The sequence below is a fragment of the Burkholderia sp. PAMC 28687 genome, from assembly GCF_001577465.1.
In the GTDB taxonomy this organism is placed as follows: domain Bacteria; phylum Pseudomonadota; class Gammaproteobacteria; order Burkholderiales; family Burkholderiaceae; genus Caballeronia.
Genome location: NZ_CP014505.1, coordinates 879,380 through 902,018, shown reverse-complemented (window position 1 = coordinate 902,018; position 22,639 = coordinate 879,380). Strand labels below are relative to the sequence as shown.

At 61.0% G+C, this 22,639-nt stretch carries 18 protein-coding genes; 8 read left to right on the top strand and 10 right to left on the bottom strand.

The window, feature by feature from the left end; all coding sequences use genetic code 11:
* Positions 1-242: 242 nt before the first annotated feature.
* Positions 243-1,580, bottom strand: a complete 1,338-nt coding sequence (locus tag AX768_RS04200; protein WP_061998919.1) for an ABC transporter ATP-binding protein — start codon at positions 1,578-1,580, stop codon at positions 243-245.
* Positions 1,581-1,670: 90 nt separating this feature from the next.
* Positions 1,671-3,458, bottom strand: coding sequence for an ABC transporter permease (locus AX768_RS04195; protein ID WP_061998918.1), 1,788 nt, complete (start codon positions 3,456-3,458; stop codon positions 1,671-1,673).
* Positions 3,459-3,980: 522 nt separating this feature from the next.
* On the opposite strand from AX768_RS04195, the gene AX768_RS04190 reads away from it, so the two are divergent.
* Both AX768_RS04190 and AX768_RS04185 read left to right on the top strand, forming a co-directional pair.
* Entirely contained in the window at positions 3,981-5,657 is a 1,677-nt protein-coding gene (locus AX768_RS04190; RefSeq protein ID WP_061998917.1) for a sensor domain-containing diguanylate cyclase, read from the top strand.
* A 98-nt stretch (positions 5,658-5,755) separates the two neighbouring features.
* Entirely contained in the window at positions 5,756-6,019 is a 264-nt protein-coding gene (locus tag AX768_RS04185; RefSeq protein ID WP_056352150.1) for a double-stranded DNA-specific endonuclease, read from the top strand.
* Positions 6,020-6,076: 57 nt separating this feature from the next.
* On the opposite strand, the gene AX768_RS04180 is transcribed toward AX768_RS04185, so the two are convergent.
* Together AX768_RS04180 and AX768_RS04175 are read right to left on the bottom strand one after the other, a co-directional pair.
* Positions 6,077-7,423, bottom strand: coding sequence for an ATP-binding protein (locus tag AX768_RS04180; protein ID WP_061998916.1), 1,347 nt, complete (start codon positions 7,421-7,423; stop codon positions 6,077-6,079).
* Positions 7,407-8,129 (bottom strand): response regulator, encoded by a 723-nt coding sequence (locus tag AX768_RS04175; protein WP_031362548.1) that lies wholly within the window; start codon positions 8,127-8,129, stop codon positions 7,407-7,409. Before AX768_RS04175 ends, AX768_RS04180 begins: the two co-directional genes overlap by 17 nt.
* Positions 8,130-8,396: 267 nt before the next feature.
* On the opposite strand from AX768_RS04175, the gene AX768_RS04170 reads away from it, so the two are divergent.
* The gene (locus AX768_RS04170) at positions 8,397-8,990 is read left to right on the top strand and encodes a periplasmic heavy metal sensor (protein WP_061998915.1); all 594 of its coding nucleotides are present in this window, start codon (positions 8,397-8,399) and stop codon (positions 8,988-8,990) included.
* A gap of 111 nt (positions 8,991-9,101) precedes the next feature.
* Here the strand turns inward: AX768_RS04170 and AX768_RS04165 are convergent, their stop codons facing one another.
* Entirely contained in the window at positions 9,102-9,800 is a 699-nt protein-coding gene (locus tag AX768_RS04165) for a pirin family protein (protein ID WP_061998914.1), read from the bottom strand.
* A gap of 451 nt (positions 9,801-10,251) precedes the next feature.
* Between AX768_RS04165 and AX768_RS04160 the strand changes: the two genes are divergently transcribed.
* From AX768_RS04160 to AX768_RS04145, 4 genes are all read left to right on the top strand, one after another.
* Positions 10,252-10,941: an ABC transporter permease gene (locus tag AX768_RS04160; protein ID WP_061998913.1), complete on the top strand. Its 690-nt coding sequence runs from the start codon at positions 10,252-10,254 to the stop codon at positions 10,939-10,941.
* A 60-nt stretch (positions 10,942-11,001) separates the two neighbouring features.
* Entirely contained in the window at positions 11,002-11,715 is a 714-nt protein-coding gene (locus AX768_RS04155) for an ABC transporter permease (protein WP_061998912.1), read from the top strand.
* A gap of 19 nt (positions 11,716-11,734) precedes the next feature.
* Positions 11,735-12,514: an ABC transporter ATP-binding protein gene (locus tag AX768_RS04150; RefSeq protein ID WP_061998911.1), complete on the top strand. Its 780-nt coding sequence runs from the start codon at positions 11,735-11,737 to the stop codon at positions 12,512-12,514.
* A gap of 543 nt (positions 12,515-13,057) precedes the next feature.
* A complete protein-coding gene (locus AX768_RS04145) occupies positions 13,058-14,209 on the top strand; it encodes a porin (protein ID WP_062000753.1) in 1,152 nt (383 codons plus the stop codon).
* Positions 14,210-14,755: 546 nt separating this feature from the next.
* Here the strand turns inward: AX768_RS04145 and AX768_RS04135 are convergent.
* From AX768_RS04135 to zwf, 5 genes are all read right to left on the bottom strand, one after another.
* The gene (locus tag AX768_RS04135) at positions 14,756-15,061 is read right to left on the bottom strand and encodes a hypothetical protein (protein ID WP_061998909.1); all 306 of its coding nucleotides are present in this window, start codon (positions 15,059-15,061) and stop codon (positions 14,756-14,758) included.
* The gene (locus tag AX768_RS04130) at positions 15,061-15,927 is read right to left on the bottom strand and encodes a hypothetical protein (RefSeq protein WP_061998908.1); all 867 of its coding nucleotides are present in this window, start codon (positions 15,925-15,927) and stop codon (positions 15,061-15,063) included. Before AX768_RS04130 ends, AX768_RS04135 begins: the two co-directional genes overlap by 1 nt.
* A 608-nt stretch (positions 15,928-16,535) precedes the next feature.
* Complete coding sequence (locus tag AX768_RS04120; RefSeq protein ID WP_061998906.1) at positions 16,536-18,464, bottom strand: bifunctional transcriptional regulator/glucokinase; 1,929 nt, start codon at positions 18,462-18,464, stop codon at positions 16,536-16,538.
* The gene (pgl, locus tag AX768_RS04115) at positions 18,442-19,173 is read right to left on the bottom strand and encodes a 6-phosphogluconolactonase (RefSeq protein ID WP_061998905.1); all 732 of its coding nucleotides are present in this window, start codon (positions 19,171-19,173) and stop codon (positions 18,442-18,444) included. Before pgl ends, AX768_RS04120 begins: the two co-directional genes overlap by 23 nt.
* A 142-nt stretch (positions 19,174-19,315) precedes the next feature.
* Complete coding sequence (zwf, locus tag AX768_RS04110) at positions 19,316-20,776, bottom strand: glucose-6-phosphate dehydrogenase (protein ID WP_061998904.1); 1,461 nt, start codon at positions 20,774-20,776, stop codon at positions 19,316-19,318.
* 533 nt (positions 20,777-21,309) lie between these two features.
* On the opposite strand from zwf, the gene AX768_RS04100 reads away from it, so the two are divergent.
* Positions 21,310-22,563: an ABC transporter substrate-binding protein gene (locus AX768_RS04100; protein WP_061998902.1), complete on the top strand. Its 1,254-nt coding sequence runs from the start codon at positions 21,310-21,312 to the stop codon at positions 22,561-22,563.
* Positions 22,564-22,639 lie beyond the last annotated feature (76 nt).

The following is a 22,639-nucleotide window of genomic DNA, read 5'->3' as shown; positions in this document are numbered from 1 at the left end:
CCGAAAACGCTGGAAGCCACAATGGACAAGGGTTTGCGCCCGGCGCGAAACGATCGTTGCGGACGTTTTCATCAGAACGGGCAATCGGCGGATTCCGTGCATGAGATCGAAGCGAACCGCGTTATCGGCTACCTTTTCAGGTACGTCCACATGCAAAAAACGCGGCATCTGTTTCCAGAAGCACCGCGTTTTTTTATCCCGCGCCAGATGGCACGTATCTCACTGAAGCACTACGCGCAGCATCAAGACTCCACGTCTTCCAGGCTGAAGATCTCCGTCTGGTCGTTATACGAAAAGATCTCGCCATAACGGCCCCAGTTGATGACGGCGTCGAGTGTTTCCTCGGCGGCTTTATCGGAGAGAAAATCTTCCAGTTCCTGCTCGAAGCGCACACGCGGCGCACGATGTCCCGGCCGCTCGTTCAGCACTTTCTTGATCCGGGCGGCGAGCGGCACGTGACGCAGCAGATGCTCCGCGAACATCATCTTGCGTTCCTGCGTACCGAATTCGGCAAACACACGCGCCGGCGGCGTCAGGAAAATATCGCCTTCGCGGACATCGGCGAAACCGAGATGCTGCAACACTTCCGCGACCGGGAACAGATCGTCCACTTCCAGATGCAGCGTCCGCGCGATCTCCGGCATGTCGGCGCGGCCGTGGTACGGGTCGGCGGCCAGTGTCTCGATCAAACCCGCCATCAGGTTGGTCGACACCTGCGGCAACCAGCTACTGAGCTCGAGCCCCTTCTTCTTTTCCTCGCCGAGTTGACGCGCGGTCATCTTGGCGTAGATATCGTCGACCAGGCGCCGGAACGCGGGATCGAGACGGTTGCGCGGATGCTTGAACGGCACGCGAATCTCGGCCATGACACGACCCGGATTCGATGCCAGCACCAGAATCCGGTCGCACATGAACACCGCTTCCTCGATGTTGTGCGTGACGATCAGCACCGACTTGATCGGCATCTTGCCTTGCGTCCACAGATCGAGCAGGTCGGTACGCAAGTTCTCGGCGGTCAGCACGTCGAGCGCGGAAAACGGTTCGTCCATCAGGAGCAGCGTCGGGTCGACGACCAGCGCACGCGCAAAACCCACCCGCTGTCGCATCCCGCCTGACAGCTCACGCGGATACGCGTTTTCAAAGCCGTCGAGACCGATCAGGTCGATTGCCGCCAGCGCGCGCTCGCGCCGTTCTTTGGATGGAACGCCCTGCGCTTCCAGCCCCGCCTCGACGTTCTGCAGCACGGTGAGCCACGGAAACAATGCGAAGGTCTGAAACACCATCGCCACGCCTTTCGCCGGGCCGTTGAGCGGCTCGTTCAGGTACGTGACCTGGCCGCCCGTCGGTTCGATCAAACCCGCGATGATCCGCAGGAGCGTCGATTTTCCCGACCCCGATCGGCCGAGAAGACCCACGATCTCGCCTTCGTGCAGCTTCAGGTTGACGTCTTCGAGCACGAGCAACTCGCCCTGCGTCTTGTTGAAACCGCGACTGACCTGATCGACGTGCAGGATTTCCCGGCCGAGGCGCGGGGGTGCGGATGGCGGCGTTTGGCTGGAAGGATTCGTCTGCGTTGGCATGGGCGCTCGCGTGTTGCTGATTACAAAATGGTGTGGCCGCTGGCGACCTGACATTATGGATTTCGAAGGGCTTTGTTCCGGCGGCGGCGTTCAGTCGAGCCGCAAGCGCGCTTCGGCGAACGCGAACAACGGGCGCCACAACAACCGGTTGAAGAGCGTGACGAACAGCGACATCACCGCGATCCCGAGAATGATCTTCGGATAATCGCCGTTGACCGTGCTTTCCGCGATGTACGCGCCCAGCCCGTGCGCCACGATCTTCGTATTGCCCCACGATACCGCTTCGGCCACGATGCTCGCATTCCACGCCCCGCCTGACGCCGTAATCGCGCCGGTCACGTAATACGGGAAGATGCCCGGCAAGATGGCCTGGCGCCACCATTGCCAGCCTTTGATCTGGAAGTTGGCGGCGGCCTCGCGATAATCGTTTGGATACGACGTAGCGCCAGCGATCACGTTGAAAAGGATATACCACTGCGTGCCGAGCACGATCAGCGGCGAAAGCCAGATATCCGGATTCAGGTTGAACTTCACGATCACCACGACAAACACCGGGAACAGCAGGTTCGCCGGAAACGCCGCAAGGAATTGCGCAATCGGCTGGATCTTGCTCGCAAGCGCAGGCCGCAACCCGATCAGCACGCCGACAGGCACCCAGATCACCGACGCAATCGCGATCAGCACCATGACGCGGAAAAGCGTGATCAGCCCGAGCCAGAAGACATGCCCCACTTCGCTCCACGACACGCCGGACGAAACGAAGACGCTTACTTTCCAGACCACGAACGCGGTCAGCGCCACGACAACCGTCGCCCAGACAATATCGCCAATGCGGGAAGTATTGCGCGCTCTCCCGGGCGTCGCTGTAAACACGGACGCGGCGCTCGCCAGCAGCGGCAGCTTCACGCCCTGCAGCGAAGGCAGCTTCAGCGGCACGCGCGCAAGCTTGCCGATGAGCCAGCCGGCCGGCACCAGCAACTGGTGAATCAGCCGCGTGCGCCGGATCAGGTCGAGCAGCCACGATTCAGGCACGTTGCCCGAGCTCGTGTTTTCCATGCGGAACTTGTCGGCCCATGCGACCAGCGGACGGAACATGAGCTGATCGTAGGCAAGGATCACGACGGTCATGGCGAGGATCACCCAGCCGATCGCGCCGAGATTGCGCTCGCCGATCGCCGTCGCCAGATACGCGCCGATACCCGGCAGCACGATGGTCCGGTTACCCACCACGATCGCTTCGGAGGCGACCACGAAGAACCAGCCGCCGGACATCGACATCATCATGTTCCAGATGAGGCCCGGCATGGAGAACGGCACTTCGAGCTTCCAGAAGCGCTGCCAGTTGGTCAGGTGAAACCCGCGCGAGACTTCGTCCAGGTCACGCGGCACCGTACGCAGCGACTGGTAGAAGCTGAAGGTCATGTTCCAGGCCTGGCTCGTGAAGATGGCGAAGATCGCGGCGAGTTCGGCGCCGAACACCCGTCCGGGAAACAACGCGAGGAAAAACGTGACCGTAAACGAGATATAGCCGAGCACCGGCACCGACTGCAGGATGTCGAGAATCGGCACGAGCACGATGGACGCGCGCCGGCTCTTGGCCGCGAGCGTGCCATAAACTAGCGTGAAGATGAGCGATGCGACCATTGCGGCAAGCATGCGCAGCGTGGTGCGTAACGCGTACTCGGGCAGATTCGACGGATCCAGCGAAATAGCCTGCGTCTGCAGCGTCGAGATGGGTGCGAGCGTCTCGTGAAAGCCCACCGCGGTCAGCGCGAGGATGCAGATGATCAGCGGGAACGCGACGAAGTCCCAGCGATTCGGTAATAGACGCCACGCCGAAGCATTCGCCGTGCGAGTCAGATTGAAGCCAAAATCCATTACACGCCCTCTCCGTTGAGGCTTGTTGCGGCCGGTGCGCCCGATTCAGGGCATCGTCCGGCGTCTGTATTTCCAAGTCTGTATCTTGCCGGTCAGCGCCATGCCTGTTTTCAGGACGGCACGACACTACACCAAACTTTGTTTCAGGCACAACCGCAGCCTGCTGGTTTACGTTTCGTTATCTGGCGGGCGTTCCGGTGCATCGTCAAACCGCGCTGCATCGCTCAAGAAAAGCCCGTTCCCGCCGATAAGAAACTTGATGGACGAAAGAAAACGTCGTCCAATCGGAACATCCGGGGCAAACCAAAGCCGGCTTGAGGGGACTCCGGACGAGGTCGCGGTTCCTGCGCAGACAAAACATGTTCTTGCAACAGGCGCCACTGTCGGCGCTCAGCAACAGCACTTGGGGCAAGTACCATCGGCGCGCGCGGCCGCGCCCGGTAAGATGCTCATGTGCCGGCACAAAACTCATAACATTGCTCGTCGCGCGGGGCCGCGGGACAGTCAGACAGGCCAGATCAGATGAACAAGACAACCTTCCACCTTGCGATAGCGACGCTTTGCTGCGCGTTGCTTGCATGCGTGTGCTGGGTTGCAGCCGGACTGGTGTCGGACCGAATGGTACAGCAAGAACTGGCCACATCGATGCGGGTGGAACGTCAAATGGCGGCGTCCATCGTCGATAACACCGCGCAGATCATCGCGAGCGACCTCGCCATGTCCCGCGCCATTCCCGCCACGATCGCCGAGATGGACATGATCCAGCTCGCGCTGGTCCAGCAGCACGGTCTTTCCGCCAGCGCCGCGCCGACGGCGGCCGACCGGCGCGTCAAGTGGCTCGCCGCGCCCGCGCTGGAAAAAGTCGATAACTTCCTGCGCAACGCGCGGGGCTTCACGGGCCTCGACTACATCTGGGTCGTCGATACCGAGGGCTTTTGCGTGGCATCGAGCAACGCCATCGATTCGAACAGCTTTGTCGGCGTCGACATGCGGGCGCGCGGGTATATCCAGAAGGCGCTGCTCGGCGCGTTCAACGAGACCTATGGCGTCGGCCGGACGAACGGCGATCCGGGGATTTTCATCGCCACGCCGATCTACCGGGACGGCTTTCTGGTGGGCGCGGTGATCGCGAAAGTGAGCATCGACCGCTTGCGGCATTGGGTGGCGCGCGCCGGGACGTTCGTGACCGACAGCAACGGCGTAGTCGTGATGGCCAATGAAAGCCAGCTCGAAAACCGCGTGCTGCCGGATTCACCCGTGCTGAAGATGTCGCGCACGGAGCGGCTCGATGCCTACCGGCGCGTAGATTTCCAGACCTTGCGAATCACCCATATAGGCGAGCGCGTGCGGGCGGACGCGCCCTGGCTGTCGCCGACGCTTTCGAGCGGCTTGTTCAGCACCAGCAACGGCACGGCGCCCGCGATTTATGACGAACGCACCGGCCTCAATTCCGGGCTCGCGGCGCATATCGTGCATCCGCTGCCGAACTGGTCCGAGATCTTGCGCAACCAGCGGCGCGACCAGTTGCTCGTGTTCCTGACGGCGCTCGGGGTGGTCGGCCTGGCCGTGGTGATTACGGTGTCGTATCTGCGCGAGCGCCGGCTGCATCGGGCGACGCGGCATCTCGCGAACCAGTTGCAGTCGGCCAATACGCTGCTTTCGGCCGAAGCGCGGCATGATGCGCTGACCGGCGCTTTGTCGCGGCGATATTTCCTCGATACCCTGCGCCGCGAAGTGGAGCTCGCGTCTTCCTCGGGCACGCCGCTGTCCGTCGCCATTGCCGACCTGGACTACTTCAAGCAGGTCAACGACCGCTTCGGCCACGCGACCGGGGACCGCGCGCTCGAGCATTTCGTGCGGATGTGCGAGGAACAGTTGCGCGCGAGCGATGGCGTTGGCCGGCTTGGTGGCGAGGAGTTCGGCCTGCTGCTGCCGCAAACGTCTCTCGCCGATGCCCACGCGGTGCTCGAACGCCTGCGCAAGCGCTTCAACCAGGAGCATTGCGCCCATCTGCCCGATGACACCGCGTTGAGCGTAAGCATCGGCATCACCGCCCTGTGCGACGGCGACACCGCCGAAAATCTGCTCAAGCGCGCCGACCTTGCGCTCTACGCGGCCAAATCGGGCGGCCGCGACCGCAGCGAAGTGCATCCCGCCGACACCATCCCGCCCATGCCGCGTCATCCCGAGACAGCCTGAACGCACGGACCGGCCAAAAGGTCTAGTGGGGCAAGCGGCGTGACAGCAGGTATTATCGACATTCGAAGTCGAATATCTGCCGTTTTCAGGAGGGGTGAATGAAGGGAAATCTGGTCATTGTCTGCCGCGATCAGGACGCTGAAGCATTCGATCACTTGCTGGCCGAGTATGGCGCGTTCCAGACGCGGCTCTCGTCCACCACCTGGTACTTGAGGCTCGATGTCGCGCCTGAAGTCATCCAGGAGGAGATCCTCGGACGGCTGGGGAAATACACCACGCATTATATTTTCGAGGCCGCCACGGTGACCTACAACACCGTCGACAGCGAAGCGGCTTCCGCCCTCAATACGCTGTTCGACTGAGCGCTTCCGGCGAGGGCGCCTTGGCGCGCCCTGCCTCGCGGGCGAATCAGGCGCGCATCAGGCGTGTTTCAGCACGCCGTCGATATGCAGTTGATCCGCCGCTTTTGCGACGATATCGAACGGGAAAGTCATTGCGATCTCCAGTCCGCCTTCTTCCCGGTTGCGGATGTCGCACTCTCCGCCTGCCCGCCGCACCAGCCGATCCACAATGGCGAGCCCCAACCCGCTATGGCCGCTGCCGCCGCGCGCCGGATCAAGCCGCACAAACGGCCGGCTGGCCTTCACGAGATCCTGCGCGGCGATGCCGCCACCACTGTCGCTGATACGCAAAACCCAGCCGTTCGACCCACGCAGGGTTTCGATCACGATAGGCGGTGCGCCATAGGCGTGAGCGTTATCGAGAAGATTCGACAGCAGGCGGTCAAGCGTCGCCGCCGGCAAGGCAAAGCCGCGTCCGGCCGTGAGCCGCGTCTGGATTGACTGCGCGCCCGGCGCGACCGCCCTGTAGCTGCGCGCGATCCGCTCGCATTGCTGATCGACTTCAACCGGTTCGCTGCGATCCGTACCATCGTGCGCAAACACCAGGAATTGATCGACGATATGCGCCATGGAGTCCACGTCTCGCACTACGCCATCACGCAGCTTCGCCTCTTCCATCATTTCGGCACGCAGCCGTAACCGCGCAAGCGGCGTCTTGAGATCGTGCGCCACGCCCGCGAGCATGACCGCGCGATCGCTTTCCGCCTGCGCGACTTCGCGCACCATCTGGTTGAAACCGTGCGTCAGTTGCCGCAATTCCCGCGGGCCGCGCTCCGGGACCGGCGGCGTGGGCTCGCCGCGGCCGAACCGGCCGACGGCTTGCGCCAGCGAACGCAACGGCGTCTGGAGCTGCCACGCGGCAAGGAGCGCCGCCATGACGGCGGTCGAAAAGATGATGGCAAGCCACAGCAGCATGCGGTCGCGCGAACGCGGCGGACGCAGCGGCTGGACCGGCACGACGATCCAGTTCGCGTCGCGTGCACCGCGCACCCACAGGCTCGGGGGACCACCGGGCTCGCCGACGCGGACGTCGGTGCCATCGGGCAGGCGGTCCCGCAAGTCTTCAATGAAACGCGCAAACGGCGGCGGTACGCGATCGGTATCGGCGTCGGCAATGGGACGCGGTACTTCGGGACTGGTCGGGGCGACCACGTGCACGCTGGAGGGCAACGGCTGATCCGGCGAATTCGCGATGTGCTGGCGCACGGCGTCGACCAGGAACGTGGCCTCTTCTACTGCGTAGCGGGTTTGGGTCTGGTCGCGCTCGACCCGGATGACGGCGAACCAGGCGACGTGCGACAACACCAGCACGCCGATGACCAGCACCACCAGCCGGCCAAAAAGTGAATCAATGGGCCGACGCATTTTGCTCGCCGTCGGGCACGAACACATAACCGCGCCCGCGCACCGTCTGGATGAAGCGCGGCGTGGACGGATCGGTTTCGAGAATCCGGCGCAGACGCCACACCTGGACGTCGATACCCCGGTCGGTGCCGTCGTACTCCGGACCGTGCAGCAGTTCGAGCAGGCGCTCACGCGTCAGCGTGCGCATGGGGTGATTGACGAAAATCTTCAGCAGAGCGAATTCGCTGCCCGACAATGTGAGCGGCGTCTCGTCCTGATGCAGCGTGCGCGACTGGAAGTCGAGCCGGAAACGCCCGAACGAAAACGGTTCCCGCTGCTCGGGCGCCGCTGAAGGAATGGTTCGGCGGCGACGCAGGACAGCCTGCACGCGCGCGAGCAATTCCCGCGGATTGAACGGCTTGCCGAGATAATCGTCCGCACCGAGCTCGAGTCCGACAATGCGGTCCACGTCGTCAGCACGTGCGGTCAGCATGATCACGGGGATGTCGTCGCCCGACGCGCGGAGCTTGCGCAACGCGGTCAGTCCATCCACACCCGGCATCATGAGGTCGAGCACGATCAGATCGGGGCGCTCGCGTTCGAGTCGCCGTTCGAGCGTGCCTGCGTCATGCAGCACCGATACCTCGATGCCCTGCCGGACCAGATAGTCGCGCAAGAGATCGCGCAGTTCGGAGTCGTCGTCGACGACAAGTATTTGAGTAGCCATGCGACGCAGTTTAACGCCAGTCCGGGCCAGCCGATGCCGCAAACCCTCCGTAAACAGTTACCGGGTGTTACCGCGAAAGCGACGCGTAAACCGGCGTAATAACGCAGCGGCGGCTCGTAACACGCGCATCGCGCCGAGTCTCTACGCTGTGTCTTACCGAAGGCGCGACGACCGAGACGACGCTGCCAGACTCGGATCAGCCCCGGTTGATCCCGGCATCTGCCCGGATCAATCCATGGGGCTCCGCAAATCAAAAAGGAGTACGCCATGTTGAAGCAGTCCCGATTCCTCGCCATCACCGCCGCGGCGCTCGCGCTGTCCATAGGTACAGCCAACGTCGCCAGCGCGGCCACGCCGGATGCGCCGCCCCCGGGCGGCCCGGGCATGATGATGACCGAAGGCGGTCCCGGTGGCCCCGGCGGTCATCGCGGGCACGGAATGGAAATGCGCATGAAGAAGGAACTGGACAAGCTGCACGGCCAGTTGAATCTCAACGCGGACCAGGAAAAGCTGTGGCAGTCCGCGTTGCAAACCATGAAACAAAACCATGAAGCGATGCGCGCAAGCCATCAGCAAATGCGCTCGCAAATGGAATCCATGAAGAACCAGCCCATCCTGGATCTGAACGCAATGTACGCGGCGCATCAGAAGATCGAAGCGCAGAACGCCCAGTTGCGCGACCAGACCAGCGCCGCATGGCTGAACTTCTACAACGCGCTGAATGACCAGCAAAAGACCACGGTCAGCTCGGCACTGAAAGCGCGTTTCGCGAAGATGCATGAGCGTCAGGAGAAGATGCATCAGCGCTGGGAGCAGCGCCGTGGCGCGCCGGGCGCCGGGGCATCGGCGGTACAGCCTTGATGCGTTGATGCCTTGATGCATTCGTCTTTCAAGATCGCCGCGCAGTAAAAAGGCCGTGGACTTTTGGGTCCACGGCCTTTCTTCATCTACAAGCCAGGGCGTTGATCCGGCTCAGGCGAGATCGAACAAGATGACTTCAGCGCCGGTTCCCCGGTCGAGCGTCACCCTCGATACATCCTCGATCTTGGCAGCGTCGCCGGCTGAAAGCGCTTCGCCATTCACCGCTATCGCTCCCCTCGCCACGTGCACATACACACGACGGCCGGCGGGCACATCGAATTCGGCGCGCTCGTCGCCATCGAAGAGACCGGCGTAAAGCTCGGCGTCTGCGCCCAGCTTCACCGCGCCGTCCCGTCCTTGCGGCGATGCAATCACCCGCAGGCGGCCGCGTTTTTCGGCATCGTCGAAATGCTTTTCTTCGTAGCCCGGCGCATCGCCCGCTGCGTCCGGAATGATCCAGATCTGCAGGAAATGCGCAGGCTCGGTCGCCGAGCCGTTGAATTCGCTATGCCGTACGCCCGTGCCGGCGCTCATGCGCTGGACATCGCCGGGACGGATGGTCGAACCATTGCCCATGCTGTCCTTGTGCGCGAGACCGCCTTCGAGAACATAGCTGATGATCTCCATATCCCGGTGCCCATGCGTGCCGAACCCCTGCCCCGCCGCGACGCGGTCTTCGTTGATTACCCGCAGCGCGCCGAAATGCACGTGCTCCGGATCGTCGTAGCCTGCAAAAGAGAAGCTGTGATACGAGTCGAGCCACCCGTGGTTGGCGTGGCCGCGTTCATTGGCGCGTCGGATTTCAAACATTTCGAACTCCCTGTGATGTTGCGATGGAGAGAATGTAAGGGCGCACACGCTCCGCAACAACTGTCTGCGCAGGCACCACACCGTCCTGAAAATGCATGTAATCGATCTGGCCCGAGCCGCCTCGAGCCCACTTGAGCCGCGCCGGTCCTCGCGGACACAAAGGCTTCGGGTAGAATACCGGCCTTTTCGGGACCGGCCGAAGCCGGGCGGATGGCTGGAGGCGCCCAGAAGTTGCTCCGGACACACTGCCGCGCCGGTCCGGCCGATGGCGATTTTGTCTTTTCAGCGCCCTTTCGAACGCTGCGCACCAATTTTGGACATCTAGAATAGGCACCGCCTGGGGCCGTAGCCGGTAAGCGCTCAAGCGGCGGGGCAGGCAAGAGACGCAGTTGAACAGCAAAAAGCGCAGGCAAAAGGCGCAAGCCCACGCGCACGTCACCAAGGAATCTCCATGTTTCTGCAAGGCTACGGGCCGCTCATCCTCTCGGGCACATGGCAAACCGTCAAGCTGGCGGTCTTGTCGCTGGTGTTCGCATTTGTGATCGGACTGATCGGGGCGGCGGCGAAATTGTCGAGAAACCGCATTTCGTCGGGTGTCGGCACTGTCTACACCACGCTCGTGCGCGGCGTTCCCGACCTCGTGCTGATGCTGCTGCTCTTCTACAGCATCCAGATCTGGCTGAACCACCTGACCGACGCGCTCGGCTGGGATCAGATCGATATCGATCCGTTCGTGGCCGGCGTGATCGTGCTCGGGTTCATCTACGGCGCGTATTTCACCGAGACCTTCCGCGGCGCCTTTCTTTCCGTGCCGCGCGGCCAGCTCGAAGCGGGCGCCGCCTACGGCATGACGCCGTGGCAAACCTTCTCGCGGATCATGTTCCCGCAGATGATGCGTTTCGCCCTCCCCGGCATCGGCAATAACTGGCAGGTGATGGTGAAGGCGACGGCGCTGGTATCGATCATCGGTCTCGCCGATGTCGTCAAGGCCGCGCAGGACGCCGGCAAGGGCACGTTGCGGTTCTTCTTTTTCACGCTGCTGGCGGGCGCCGTGTATCTCGTGATCACGACGCTGTCCAATCTCGTGCTGATGTGGCTGGAAAAGCGCTATTCGTCGGGCGTGCGCAAGGCGGATTTATAGGCCTTCGACACCGGTCCAGCTCCCTAAAAAGAAACCAGGCACATCCACGCGGCGGAATCCATGCTCGAAATCATCCAGGAATACTGGCGCAATTATCTTTTCACCGACGGTTATCGGATCACCGGCCTCGCCATCACGATGTGGCTGCTGGTTGTATCGATCGTGCTCGGCTTTTGTCTTTCCATTCCGCTGGCGGTCGCGCGGGTGTCGAAGAACAAGCTGCTTTCGCGCAGCGTCTGGGTCTACACCTACGTTTTCCGCGGCACGCCGCTCTACGTCCAGCTTCTGCTCTGCTACACGGGCCTCTACAGCCTGCAAGTGGTCCGTGATCACGTCCTGCTCAACGAGTTTTTCCGTAACGGCATGAATTGCACGCTGCTCGCGTTCACGCTGAACACGTGCGCCTACACCACGGAAATCTTCGCCGGCGCCATTCGCGCCACGCCTTATGGTGAGATCGAGGCGGCGCGGGCGTACGGAATGTCGTCGTTCACGCTGTATCGGCGGGTGATCCTGCCGTCGGCGCTGCGCCGCGCGCTTCCCTATTACAGCAATGAAGTGATCCTGATGCTGCACGCAACCACCGTTGCGTTCACGGCAACCGTGCCGGACATCCTCAAGATCGCCCGGGACGTGAATTCGGCCACCTATCAATCGTTCCAGGCGTTCGGCATCGCCGGATTGCTCTATTTGTGTATTTCGTTTGCGCTCGTGTGGATGTTCCGCCGCGCGGAACATCGCTGGCTCGCTTACTTGCGGCCGCAAGGTAAATAAGCCCAAGGATCAGGCACACATGAATTCTCCGGCAACCAAGCTTTTCGTCGATGGCCTATACAAGCAGTACGGCGACCACGAAGTCATCAAGGGCGTCTCGCTGCGGGCGAAAGCCGGCGATGTGATCAGCGTCATCGGCTCGTCGGGGTCGGGAAAAAGCACGATGCTTCGCTGCATCAACTTTCTCGAGCAGCCGAACCAGGGCCGGATTTTTGTCGATGGCGAGGAAATCCGCACGCTCAAGGACAAATACGGCGCGCTGAAAGTGGCCGAGCCGAAGCAGTTGCAGCGCATGCGCACGCGCCTTTCCATGGTGTTCCAGCACTTCAACTTGTGGTCGCACCTGAGCGTGCTCGAAAACGTCATGGAAGCGCCGGTGAAGGTGCTCGGGTTATCGAAGAAGGAGGCCGAGGACCGGGCGCGCACCTATCTGGAGAAAGTCGGGCTCGCGCCGCGGCTGGAAAAACAATATCCGTCGCATTTGTCGGGCGGCCAGCAGCAGCGCGTGGCGATTGCGCGCGCGCTCGCCATGCACCCTGACGTCATGCTGTTCGATGAACCCACCTCCGCGCTCGATCCCGAACTCGTTGGCGAGGTGCTGAAGGTCATGCAGACGCTCGCTGAGGAAGGCCGCACGATGATCGTGGTAACTCACGAAATGGCGTTCGCGCGCAATGTATCGAACCACGTGGTGTTCCTGCATCAGGGGCTGATCGAAGAGGAAGGTCATCCCGATGAGGTTTTCGGCAACACGCGCAGCGAAAGGCTGAAGCAGTTCCTCTCAGGAAGTCTGAAGTAAAACTACAGAGCGTCGACGTTCTCTTACGAACCAAAAACAGAAGCGCCCTACGGGGCGCTTTTTTTAGTTGGTATCTCTAAACAGGTTCGGCCCGCATTCCGCTTTTTGCATTAGCGGCAGACGTAACGCACGTCAATAGATGCAATCCATAGCGTCAAGTCCGGAAATGAGCCTAAGCCTTACCCATAAGGAACCGGCCCCGATATGGATCATTTTTTTCATTTGCTGAACACACCAACCATTGCGTTTTTGAGACAGAAGATTGGGAGACAGCAAATTTTTTTGGCGACACAAAGGTAATTTGCTAAATTAGTAATCAAAGTACGGAAACGAAGTTCATTAAAAGTAGTTTTACTTCAAAAAGAACTGAGGAGACACCGATCCACTGGGTCGGTTGTGACGTGGGCGGTCTCTTTGCCCGGATCACGGACACACCTGCCCATTGCGTGTCATCCCTCTCAATAGTTTCCGGTTCGGTGCGCTGGCACCGGACCACTACCGCCGCACTTGGGCTTCTATTTTTTGACAGGGTTGGAGGAGATGATGAAGAAAGCTTTGCTCGCGGCTTCGCTGCTGACGGTCGGCGTTGCAGCACACGCTCAAAGTAGCGTGACGCTCTATGGCCGGCTCGACGCCGGTCTGGAATACATGACGGGCGTGCCGACTGGCTCGAATGCTGCCGGCGCTGCAACCAGCACCGGTCACCGTTTCCGCGCAGAAAGCGGCGACTGGGGTACCAGCCTCTGGGGCATGAAGGGCGTCGAAGACCTGGGTGGCGGCAATAAGGCCGTGTTCCAGTTGGAAGGCAGCTTCAACACCATGACCGGTCAAGGCCCGGGCAACAATGGCATCTTCAATCGTTGGGCGACGGTAGGTATCGCCAACGACCAGTTCGGTACCTTCTTGCTGGGTCGCGAACTGTTCATCTCCAACGGCGTGTGGGACTTTGACCCGTTCGGTCAGTCGAACTGGTCGTCGGCTTCGCTGGTGCGTGGCCGCAACTGGCCGCAATCGAGCAACAACATTTCGTACCAGTCGCCGAAGGTCGCGGGTTTTGACTTCTACGGTCAATACGCGCTGTCGAACGCGACGAACTGGAACGGTAACGGCACGACGCCGCAAGGCCGTGAAGCGGGTGCACAGGTCACCTACACGACCTCGCTGTTCCAGGTCCGCGGTATGTACGATGAAATCCGCAACGCAGCCAACGGTAGCTTGTACGGTGCGAATCCGGGCGACATCAATGCGGGCAACGTATCGAGCGGCGTGTTTGCGGCATCGCGCGAATACACGGCTGCTGTGAACGTGTTCCTGGGTCAGTTCAAGATCCAGGGCGCTTACCAGGCTATCCGCACGTCGGGCGCAACGAACGTTCTGCCGGGCCAGCCGACGTCGCTTGATCACGAATGGGGCGGTATTACGTGGCAAGCAACGCCGGCAGCTGCAATCATCGCAGCGGCGTATCACGTGAACGGCAACAATGGCGCAGGCAACGCGACGATCTACACGGTCGGCGGCTCGTACAACCTGTCGAAGCGCACGCTGCTGGACCTCCAGGTGGCAACGGCTCAAAACAGCAAGGGTGCTAACTACGGCCTGAATGCGAACAACTCAGGTACGGCGGTCAGTACTGACAACCCGCTGCCGGGTCATAGCCAAACCGGTGTTTATGCCGGTATCCAGCACACGTTCTAATCTGATTTGGAGCGGTTGGCCGGAGCATAACGACAGAGAGAGTTTGTTTAAAGCCAGTTTTTCATAGCTTTAATTGGTTTTCACGCTGCTGCGAGAGGCGCGTATCGGTGCGGTGTCCGAAAGGGCATCGCACCGTTTTTTATTTGTTCGCACTTGGTTAAAAGTCGCTGCCGGTTGGGAGCTGTTTGCAGCGGTCAATGGCAATGCCGGGTTGCTGCTTCTCAGGCTTTCGCGCGTTTCGTTCTAGCTGATTTTTTCAGCACTATAGTCACTGTCCGTGTACAAAAATGCTGTACTGCGGAGCGTGTTGGCGCTTGGGTATCACATGGTCCGCACGCATTATTACGCGCTGCAGAAGACCGGCGACGGGCCGGTCGAACTACGGGCGAGCGCGCGCAAAGTCGTGATAACCCGGCGCAGTGCTGAGAAGTGGAACGGCCGTACGAGAAGCGCGCCGCGAACGATGATGCCGATGCTACTGTAACCGCCGCATAGCCTCGCCACGCCGCCGCCAGCGAAGAAAGGCCCGCAAGGTGCGGGCCGATGCTAAACCGCGGGTGCGGCTGGTGCTCGCGGTATAGGTTGATTCGTCGCGGTGATCATACTTTTCAATTCCGGATATGACAGCGCTAGTGCGTTAAGTATGCCCACGCCGATCCGCCGGGCAAACTCATCGTCAAGCAAATAACCCTGCTCTCCTATTGCGGCGGTCTCGTCAAAAAAAACCGGAAACTTCGGCGCGACAGCGACGATTTTTTCAACCTCCGCTCGGGCGACCTGGTAAACGGGAATTGATTCATCGCCGGGCGAAAAGTCCACAATCACACAACGTGACAGATGGGATGCATTCATTAGTAACCCCTACATTGTTGGTATCGATCAAAAGCGTTTTGCCTGCATAACGCTGCGCCGCGCGCGCCCCCTATTGCCGGTCCCAACGCGTTACAAAAATCGATCGTTCGCTCATACTCTGCAAAGCATTCGGCTTCGCGGGCTTCACTGACGCCTCGCGCTGCTATCGACAATACATCATCGCCGGTCGCGTTCGGCGCGTACTCGAACGGTGCAGCGTCGCCTAGCGGCGTGCTGCCCGTGCCAACCTCCGACACAGTGCCCAAATCGAAGACATCATCACCACCCATGGACGGCAACGCAGACGCGACGGCAGACGCCGCCGTCGATGCAAGCGCGGCAAGTGCATCACGCGCCGCCCACGCTGCCCGATTGCGCACCGCCGCCTCTGCGAGAGTCTCGATGTGCCGGAAGACTTGCGGCGGGCGCGCTGCGCGTTGGGCGTCCTCGACTAGTTGGTGATATTCCGCTAACTCCTGCTGATACCATTTCGTGCGAGCCTCGTAGATCGCGCCGCGCTCGGCCATATCCGCCATTTCGCGCCTATACCGTTCATCCTCGGTAAGCGCCGGGGCGAAACCGCTATGCGCGATATAGGCAGGCTTCGCGCGCACGATCAACACTGCCCCGTTTCGCACCTCCCAGCACAGCGCGTTAATCACGTCGCAGGGCCTGTCGCCGTAGGGACTCGGACGATATGACGGTACCGCACGCTTAAGGAAAGTTTGGATACGCTCGACTAGTGCGGGCTGGCTCGCCCAATGTTCGAAATTCGCGGCCTTGAATAAGGCTTGGCCCGCGTCGAGTGCTTCCTGCTGCTCTTTGGTTCTGCCGTGCGGCGCGTAATGCCATCGCTTATAGAGCATGAACCGATGGCCTTCATACCGCATTAATTCGGTTGTCATCCTGATTATTTTGTCGTGGCAACGCTCCTACGCTAACGCACTTTTCCGCGCGTGCATCTCAATAAGAGACGGGGGCGCGGGCGGTGCGTTAAACGGGTGTTTGCGTCAAGGGCTTGGCAGCGACGCGCGGATCGAATCGACGCGCCAGAAAACCGACTTCGGCGACAAGTGAACGCCAGCGGGGAAATGTCCGCTCTTAACCCCACGTCTCCATGTGGAAGCGGAAACCGGAATGAACGACGGGACTTGCTCGACAGTCAGTAGATCGATCCGGCGGCATGCGTCAAGAGATACGAGCGCCACCGCAGGCCCGGCAAAGGGTCCGGGCATGCAGTTCCGAACTGTCTGGTACTTCAGAAGAACGCTCGGCGCCGCAATCAAGACCACTTGAAATCCTCCACTTGGTCTACGGCAACCCACACGCTTCGCCACTCGTGTGGGTTGCCATCAATCAGTAAACCCGAGCCGGATTGTTCAAGGCGCGAAATATTCTCTTGCCCCAAAACGCAAAACACCGCCGATGCAAACTCGCATCGGCGGCATTCTGTTTTCAATGCTGCTACCTCGCTTTAATCCCGCGCTATTCCCGCCGCGCCGTGGCTCAGCCAGTCCAGCACCGCGCCCGTGTCGTCATCGCCCGCTTCACGGACCTTTGTCATCGCTTCGCTCACGTCCGCGCTCGCATTCGGCACCGCCCGGCGGATCGCCACGCCCACCGCCAGGATGTCGATCATCACGAGATGCAAGATGCGCGAGATCATCGACATCTGCGACTCGCGTATCTCGATGTGATCCGTCTCCAATGCGACCGTCGCGCGCTTCGCCAAGGGCGTATTGCTCGACGTGATCGCAATTACGGTCGCACCCTGCTGCATCGCGATTTCAAGCACACGCAGCAACTCCGGCGCGCGGCCCGACTTGGATACCGCCACGATCACATCGCCCTTGCCCAGCAACGCCGCCGACGCCGCCTGCATGTACAGGTCGCCATAGGCAATCGTCGGGATGCCGAACCGGAAGAACTTGTAGTGCGCGTCCTGCGCGACGATGTTCGAATTGCCCAGCCCGTAGAACTCGATCCGGCGCGCACCGTTCAAAATGTCGATGGCGCGTTCCACATGATCGAAGTTCAAATGCTCGCGCAATTGCAGGATCGCCGAGACGGTGTTGTCGAGCACCTTCGCGCCAAAATCCGTGGCAGTGTCGCCAAGATGCACCTGGCTGTGACTTACCGGAATCGTGCCCGTCAGACCGGTCGCGAGCTTCAGCTTGAAATCCGATAAACCCTGGCACCCAAGCGACCGGCAAAAACGGATCACCGTCGGCTGGCTGACGTCGGCTTTACGCGCAATATCGATGATCGGGTCGTTGATGATCGAGCGAGGATGGTTCAGCGCCAGATCAGCCACGCGGCGCTCGGCGGGCGTCAGCGCATCGCGCATCTGGCGAATGCGTTCGAACACGGCCGAAGATCCCCCGTTCGCACGATTCGACAACTGCTCCGAGAGAATCGCCGATACCCCCAGAAACGCCGGATATTCCGCGGTGATGATGAACGTCGGCACGCTCGACAAATACTGCTGGAAACGCCCTTTCGCCTCGAAGCGCTCGCGAAACTGCGACTTCGTGAAGAGTTCGCCCAGCTTCAGCACCACGCCGCCGCCGATAAAAATCCCGCCCAGCGCGCCCAGCGTCACCGCAATGTTCCCGGCGAACGTGCCGAGGATCCCGCAGAAACAATTGACAGCTTCGAGCGCGAGCGGCTCGCCATCGTGCGCGCGCTGCGTGATGCTGGCCGATTCCAGATCGTCCGCCACGAAAACGCCATCGCGCTCGGCCAGCGCCTGATAAATCAGCAACAAGCCAGGACCGGCCGACACGCGCTCGAACGAGACATGCGGGAATTTCCTGCGCGCAAAACGCAGGACGATATCCTCGGTTTCGTTCGATGGCGCAAAGCTCGCGTGGCCGCCTTCGCTGCCAAGCGCGATCCAGCGGTCATCGGCGGGAATCAGGCCGGACACGCCCAGGCCCGTGCCGGGCCCAAGCAACCCGATCACGCTGTTCTGGCGCCGTGACCCGCCGCCAACTTGCACGCGCTGGGCATCGGTGAGACCCGGAAGCGCCATGGCCAGGGCGGTGAAATCGTTGACTACGAGCAAGGTATCGAAACCCAGCGCGCGGCGCGTGGCTTCAATAGAAAAGCTCCAGTCGTGGTTGGTCATCGAAACATGATCGCCGTCGACCGGATTTGCGATCGCCACGGCCGCATGGTTCACGCGGCTGACTTTCGTGTCCTTCAGGTACTGCTGCATTGCTTCGGCAATGCCCGGGTAATCGTTGCCCGGATACACGCGGATCTCGCCGATGACACCCGGCGCCGTTTCGAGCGCGAAGCGCGCGTTGGTGCCGCCGATGTCAGCCAGAAGCCGGGGTCCATCAGCGTGCTGGCTTTGGGCCGCTACCGTTACGGCCTTACTTTGCACACCAGTAGACATCGAGCCTGACTCCTTGAGCGTTTGCCAACGTGGAGATGGCGTTTTTTTGCGGTGCGGCGAGCGCGGCGTTCAGTACATCGAGTTTTTTCTGTCCACTGATGAAGAGGAATAGCTGCTGTACGCCCTTGAGCGCGGACATGGAAAGCGACACCCGCGCATGCGGCGCGCTGCCCGGATGAACGGAGATGAACCGGTCGGGCGTGGTGATCGCGAAATCCCACTCGGGGGCATCGGCAAAAATCGACGCGGTGTGACCGTCCTCACCCATGCCGAGCACGGCGACATCGGGCACGCGGCGCTGCGGATCAGCGTTCAGGTCGGCGATATGCGCGGCGAGCGGCCGGTTGACAACCACGAGCGGCAGGAAATAAGCACCGCTGGCCGCGTTCTGCAGCAGCGTCTCGCGCACGAGTCGCGCGTTGCTGGCGTTGTCCGTTTCGGGCACCCAGCGGTCATCGACGAGCGTGACATTGATATGCGCCCAGTCGAGCGCGTGCGTCGACAGCGTTTTCAGGAACGGCTTCGGGCTCGTGCCGCCCGAGACGGCGAGTGTTGCATGCTGGGTCTGGTTACCCGATGCACCCGATACGGCGGCATCGGCCGAAGCTGCGCCGCGAGCCGCGAGCGTTGCAGCAAGCGCGTCGCCTACCGCTTCTGCCAGGGCGTCGGATTGGGCGCCTGGTTCATCGAAAGTATGAAGCTGGATCACTGCTCCTCCATGCTGCCTTGTTTTGGTTTCATTTCGCCCGCCGAGAGTCGCACGGCGGGATTTGTCTCGGCTTTAATTGCAACATGTCTACAGCACAAACGTCCTGGAACACGTTCCCACCGACCCGCTGGAACAAGCGGGCTTAATTCTCTTCTTCGAGCCAGCACGTGCCGTGTTGCGCCAGCATGGCGCTCGCGGCCGCCGGTCCCCACGTGCCTGATGCATAAGGCTTCGGCGGTTTCGACGATGCAGCCCATTCATCGAGGATCGGCTCGACATAACGCCACGCCGCTTCCTGTTCGTCGCGCCGCACGAAGAGCGCGAGACGGCCGTTGATGACATCGAGCAGAAGGCGCTGGTAGGCCTCCATCTGCCCTTCCTTGAAGAATTTGTCGAACGCGAGATCCAGATGGACACTCGCGAGATTCATGCCTTCGCCCGGCTGCTTGGCCAGGCAATAAAGGCGGATCGTCTCGTTCGGCTGAAGGCGAATCACGAGGCGGTTCGTACCTGCGCGCAATGCATTGGCGCCAAGCGCCGAGTGCGGCACGGGACGGAAATTCACGACGATCTCAGCCGTGCGGTCGGCAAGCCGCTTCCCGGTGCGCAGGAAGAACGGCACGCCGGCCCAGCGCCAGTTCTCGATCTCCACCTTCAACGCGACAAACGTTTCCGTGTGACTGTCAGGACGCACGCCGTGCTCGGTCGCGTATGCCGGCACCGACGTGCCCTTGATCACGCCCGCATGATATTGGCCGCGCACGGCGACCTTGCTGATATCGCGCGGATCGACAGGCTTGAGCGCGCGCAGCACGCGCAGCTTTTCGTCGCGGACCGAGTCGGAATCCATGGAATGCGGCGGCTCCATCGTCACGATGGAAAGCAACTGCAGCAAGTGGTTCTGAACCATGTCGCGCAAGGCGCCGGTGTTGTCGTAGAAGTCGCCGCGCGCTTCCACGCCGAGTTCTTCGGCAATCGTGATCTGGATGCTTTCCACCCATTCGCGCCGCCACAACGGTTCGAAAAGCGCATTGCCGAAGCGCAGCGCAAGCAGGTTCTGCACCGGCTCTTTGCCGAGGTAATGGTCGATCCGGTAGATCTGTTCTTCCGCGAAGATTTCGCCGACGGCGTCGTTGATGGCCTGCGACGACTTCAGGTCATAGCCAAGCGGCTTTTCCAGCACGATGCGCGCGTTTTCGCTCAGGCCCACGTCGGCGAGCGCGCGGCAGATCGGCACGAACAGCGACGGACCGGTCGCGAGGTAGAACACGCGCGTGCCGCCATGCTTGTTCACGGCGTCGCGCAGCAGCTTGAAGTCTTCCGGCTTGCCGAGGTCGAGCCGCACATAATCGATGCGCTCGAGAAAACCCTTCCACACTGCGTCGTCCACACCGTTCTTCGAGACGTGCGGCTTGACGTGTTCGTCGACCCAGTTGAGATACGCATCGCGATCTTCGGAGGCGCGCGCCACCGCGACGATCTTTCCGCCCGATGCAAGCATTCCGCCACGATGCGCTTCGAAAAGCGCCGGCAGGATCTTGCGCATCGAAAGATCGCCCGTTCCGCCGAAAAGAACGAAGGTGAAATTCGAGTCGTTTTGCATGTGTCTCCGCAGGGGTTCTGAAGGACCGTAGTCCGATAAAATTTTTTTTGACACTGAATTGTAGTTTAACTACAATTCAAATCAAGGGGTAACGTGATCTCGGAAAAAAACACTTAGTCAATCAGAACATGCGTGTTTTCCCGGAGATTCATGTCTAGTTGCATGGTAATGGACCTGAGCCAAGGACGCTCTCGCCGAACGGTTCGCCGTCAGGGAATGTCATGGAACAGGCTAAAACCGCAGGATGCAGGACCCCGGTCGCACGTCACAGTGGTCAGCCAGTGTGAACGGGCAAAAATCAAAAGAGGAGACACAGTTGCGATTCGACACACTCATCTCTTGAGAGCCGTGCGGCCGAGGTTCGGTCTGCCGGCCAGACTGGCGCGCCCGCCGTTCATCGACGAGGCATACCGGTCTTATCCCGCTGACACCGCCGACTCCGGCCACTTCAAGTCTGTTCAGTTCCAGCCATCGCTTCCTGGCGGCATCAGGGGCCAATCGTTTTTTGTTCAGGTGTTCGGAGGAGATAAACAATGAAATTTCGCAAGCTCATGGGCGCGCTCGGCGCTGCAGGTCTGTTGTGCGGCGTGACGGCACAGGCGGTTCAGGCTGCAGAAGCCCTTTCCGTACTGCACTGGTGGACGTCCGGCGGTGAGTCGAAGGCTATTGGCGTGTTGAAGGACGACATGACCAAGCAAGGCTACACCTGGAAGGACTTCGCGGTTGCCGGTGGCGCGGGCGCCGCAGCCATGACCGCACTCAAGACGCAGGTGATCTCGGGCAACGCGCCGTCGGCGGCTCAGATCAAGGGTCCGCTGATCCAGGAATGGGCTGACCAGGGCGTGCTGGTGAACATCGATTCGGTGACGGGCGACTGGAAGAAGAACCTGCCGCCGGAAATCGACAAGGTCATGCATGCAGGCGGTCATTATGTAGGCGCGCCGTTCTCGGTGCACCGCGTGAACTGGCTGTATATCAACAAGGACGCACTGGACAAGGCCGGTGGCAAGGCCCCGACCACGTGGCCGGAATTCTTCGCCCTCGCCGACAAGATGAAGGCGAACGGTATTGTTCCGGTGGCAGCAGGCGGCCAGCCGTGGCAAGACCTGACGTTGTGGGAAGACGTCGTGTTGTCGCAAGGCGCGGACTTCTACAAGAAGGCGATCGTCGATCTGGACCAGAAGACGCTGACGTCCGACCAGATGGTCAAGGTGTTCGATACGGTTCGTCACGTGCAATCGTACTTCGATAACGGCCGCACCGGCCGTGACTGGAACCTTGCAACTGCCATGGTCATCAACGGCAAGGCCGGCATGCAGTTCATGGGCGACTGGGCCAAGGGCGAGTTCGCCGGCGCGAACAAGAAGTCGGGCACGGACTATGTCTGCGTAGCCGTTCCGGGTACGGAGAAGGCTTACACGTTCAACGTCGATTCGTTCGTGTTCTTCCAGCAGAAGGGCGCGAAGGATGCAACGCCGGGTCAACTGGCATTGGCGAAGACCATCATGACGCCTGAGTTCCAGGAGCAGTTCAGCCTGAACAAGGGTTCCATCCCGGTTCGCCTGGGCGTGCCGATGACCAAGTTCGACGACTGCGCGAAGAAGTCCTACGCCGATGAACAAACGGCCCTGAAGTCGGGCGGCTATGTTCCGTCGCTGGCGCACGGAATGGCACAAGGCGATGCAACTGCCGGCGCCATCACCGACGTCGTCACGAAGTTCATGAACTCGACGCAAGATTCGAAGAGCGCAGTTGCCGCTCTCGCGAACGCAGCGAAGACGAAGTAAGCGTTTTAGTGTTACGCACGGGCGCGCTCTCTCGGGAGCGCGCCCGAAAGCACAAGTCGATTACCGTAAAAACCGC

Bases quoted from the DNA above. Each gene is read 5' to 3' on its own strand.
- AX768_RS04200 (WP_061998919.1), bottom strand. From the start codon at position 1,580: ATGCCAACGCAGACGAATCCTTCCAGCCAAACGCCGCCATCCGCACCC.
- AX768_RS04195 (WP_061998918.1), bottom strand. From the start codon at position 3,458: ATGGATTTTGGCTTCAATCTGACTCGCACGGCGAATGCTTCGGCGTGG.
- AX768_RS04190 (WP_061998917.1), top strand. From the start codon at position 3,981: ATGAACAAGACAACCTTCCACCTTGCGATAGCGACGCTTTGCTGCGCG.
- AX768_RS04185 (WP_056352150.1), top strand. From the start codon at position 5,756: ATGAAGGGAAATCTGGTCATTGTCTGCCGCGATCAGGACGCTGAAGCA.
- AX768_RS04180 (WP_061998916.1), bottom strand. From the start codon at position 7,423: ATGCGTCGGCCCATTGATTCACTTTTTGGCCGGCTGGTGGTGCTGGTC.
- AX768_RS04175 (WP_031362548.1), bottom strand. From the start codon at position 8,129: ATGGCTACTCAAATACTTGTCGTCGACGACGACTCCGAACTGCGCGAT.
- AX768_RS04170 (WP_061998915.1), top strand. From the start codon at position 8,397: ATGTTGAAGCAGTCCCGATTCCTCGCCATCACCGCCGCGGCGCTCGCG.
- AX768_RS04165 (WP_061998914.1), bottom strand. From the start codon at position 9,800: ATGTTTGAAATCCGACGCGCCAATGAACGCGGCCACGCCAACCACGGG.
- AX768_RS04160 (WP_061998913.1), top strand. From the start codon at position 10,252: ATGTTTCTGCAAGGCTACGGGCCGCTCATCCTCTCGGGCACATGGCAA.
- AX768_RS04155 (WP_061998912.1), top strand. From the start codon at position 11,002: ATGCTCGAAATCATCCAGGAATACTGGCGCAATTATCTTTTCACCGAC.
- AX768_RS04150 (WP_061998911.1), top strand. From the start codon at position 11,735: ATGAATTCTCCGGCAACCAAGCTTTTCGTCGATGGCCTATACAAGCAG.
- AX768_RS04145 (WP_062000753.1), top strand. From the start codon at position 13,058: ATGAAGAAAGCTTTGCTCGCGGCTTCGCTGCTGACGGTCGGCGTTGCA.
- AX768_RS04135 (WP_061998909.1), bottom strand. From the start codon at position 15,061: ATGAATGCATCCCATCTGTCACGTTGTGTGATTGTGGACTTTTCGCCC.
- AX768_RS04130 (WP_061998908.1), bottom strand. From the start codon at position 15,927: ATGCTCTATAAGCGATGGCATTACGCGCCGCACGGCAGAACCAAAGAG.
- AX768_RS04120 (WP_061998906.1), bottom strand. From the start codon at position 18,464: ATGTCTACTGGTGTGCAAAGTAAGGCCGTAACGGTAGCGGCCCAAAGC.
- zwf (WP_061998904.1), bottom strand. From the start codon at position 20,776: ATGCAAAACGACTCGAATTTCACCTTCGTTCTTTTCGGCGGAACGGGC.
- AX768_RS04100 (WP_061998902.1), top strand. From the start codon at position 21,310: ATGAAATTTCGCAAGCTCATGGGCGCGCTCGGCGCTGCAGGTCTGTTG.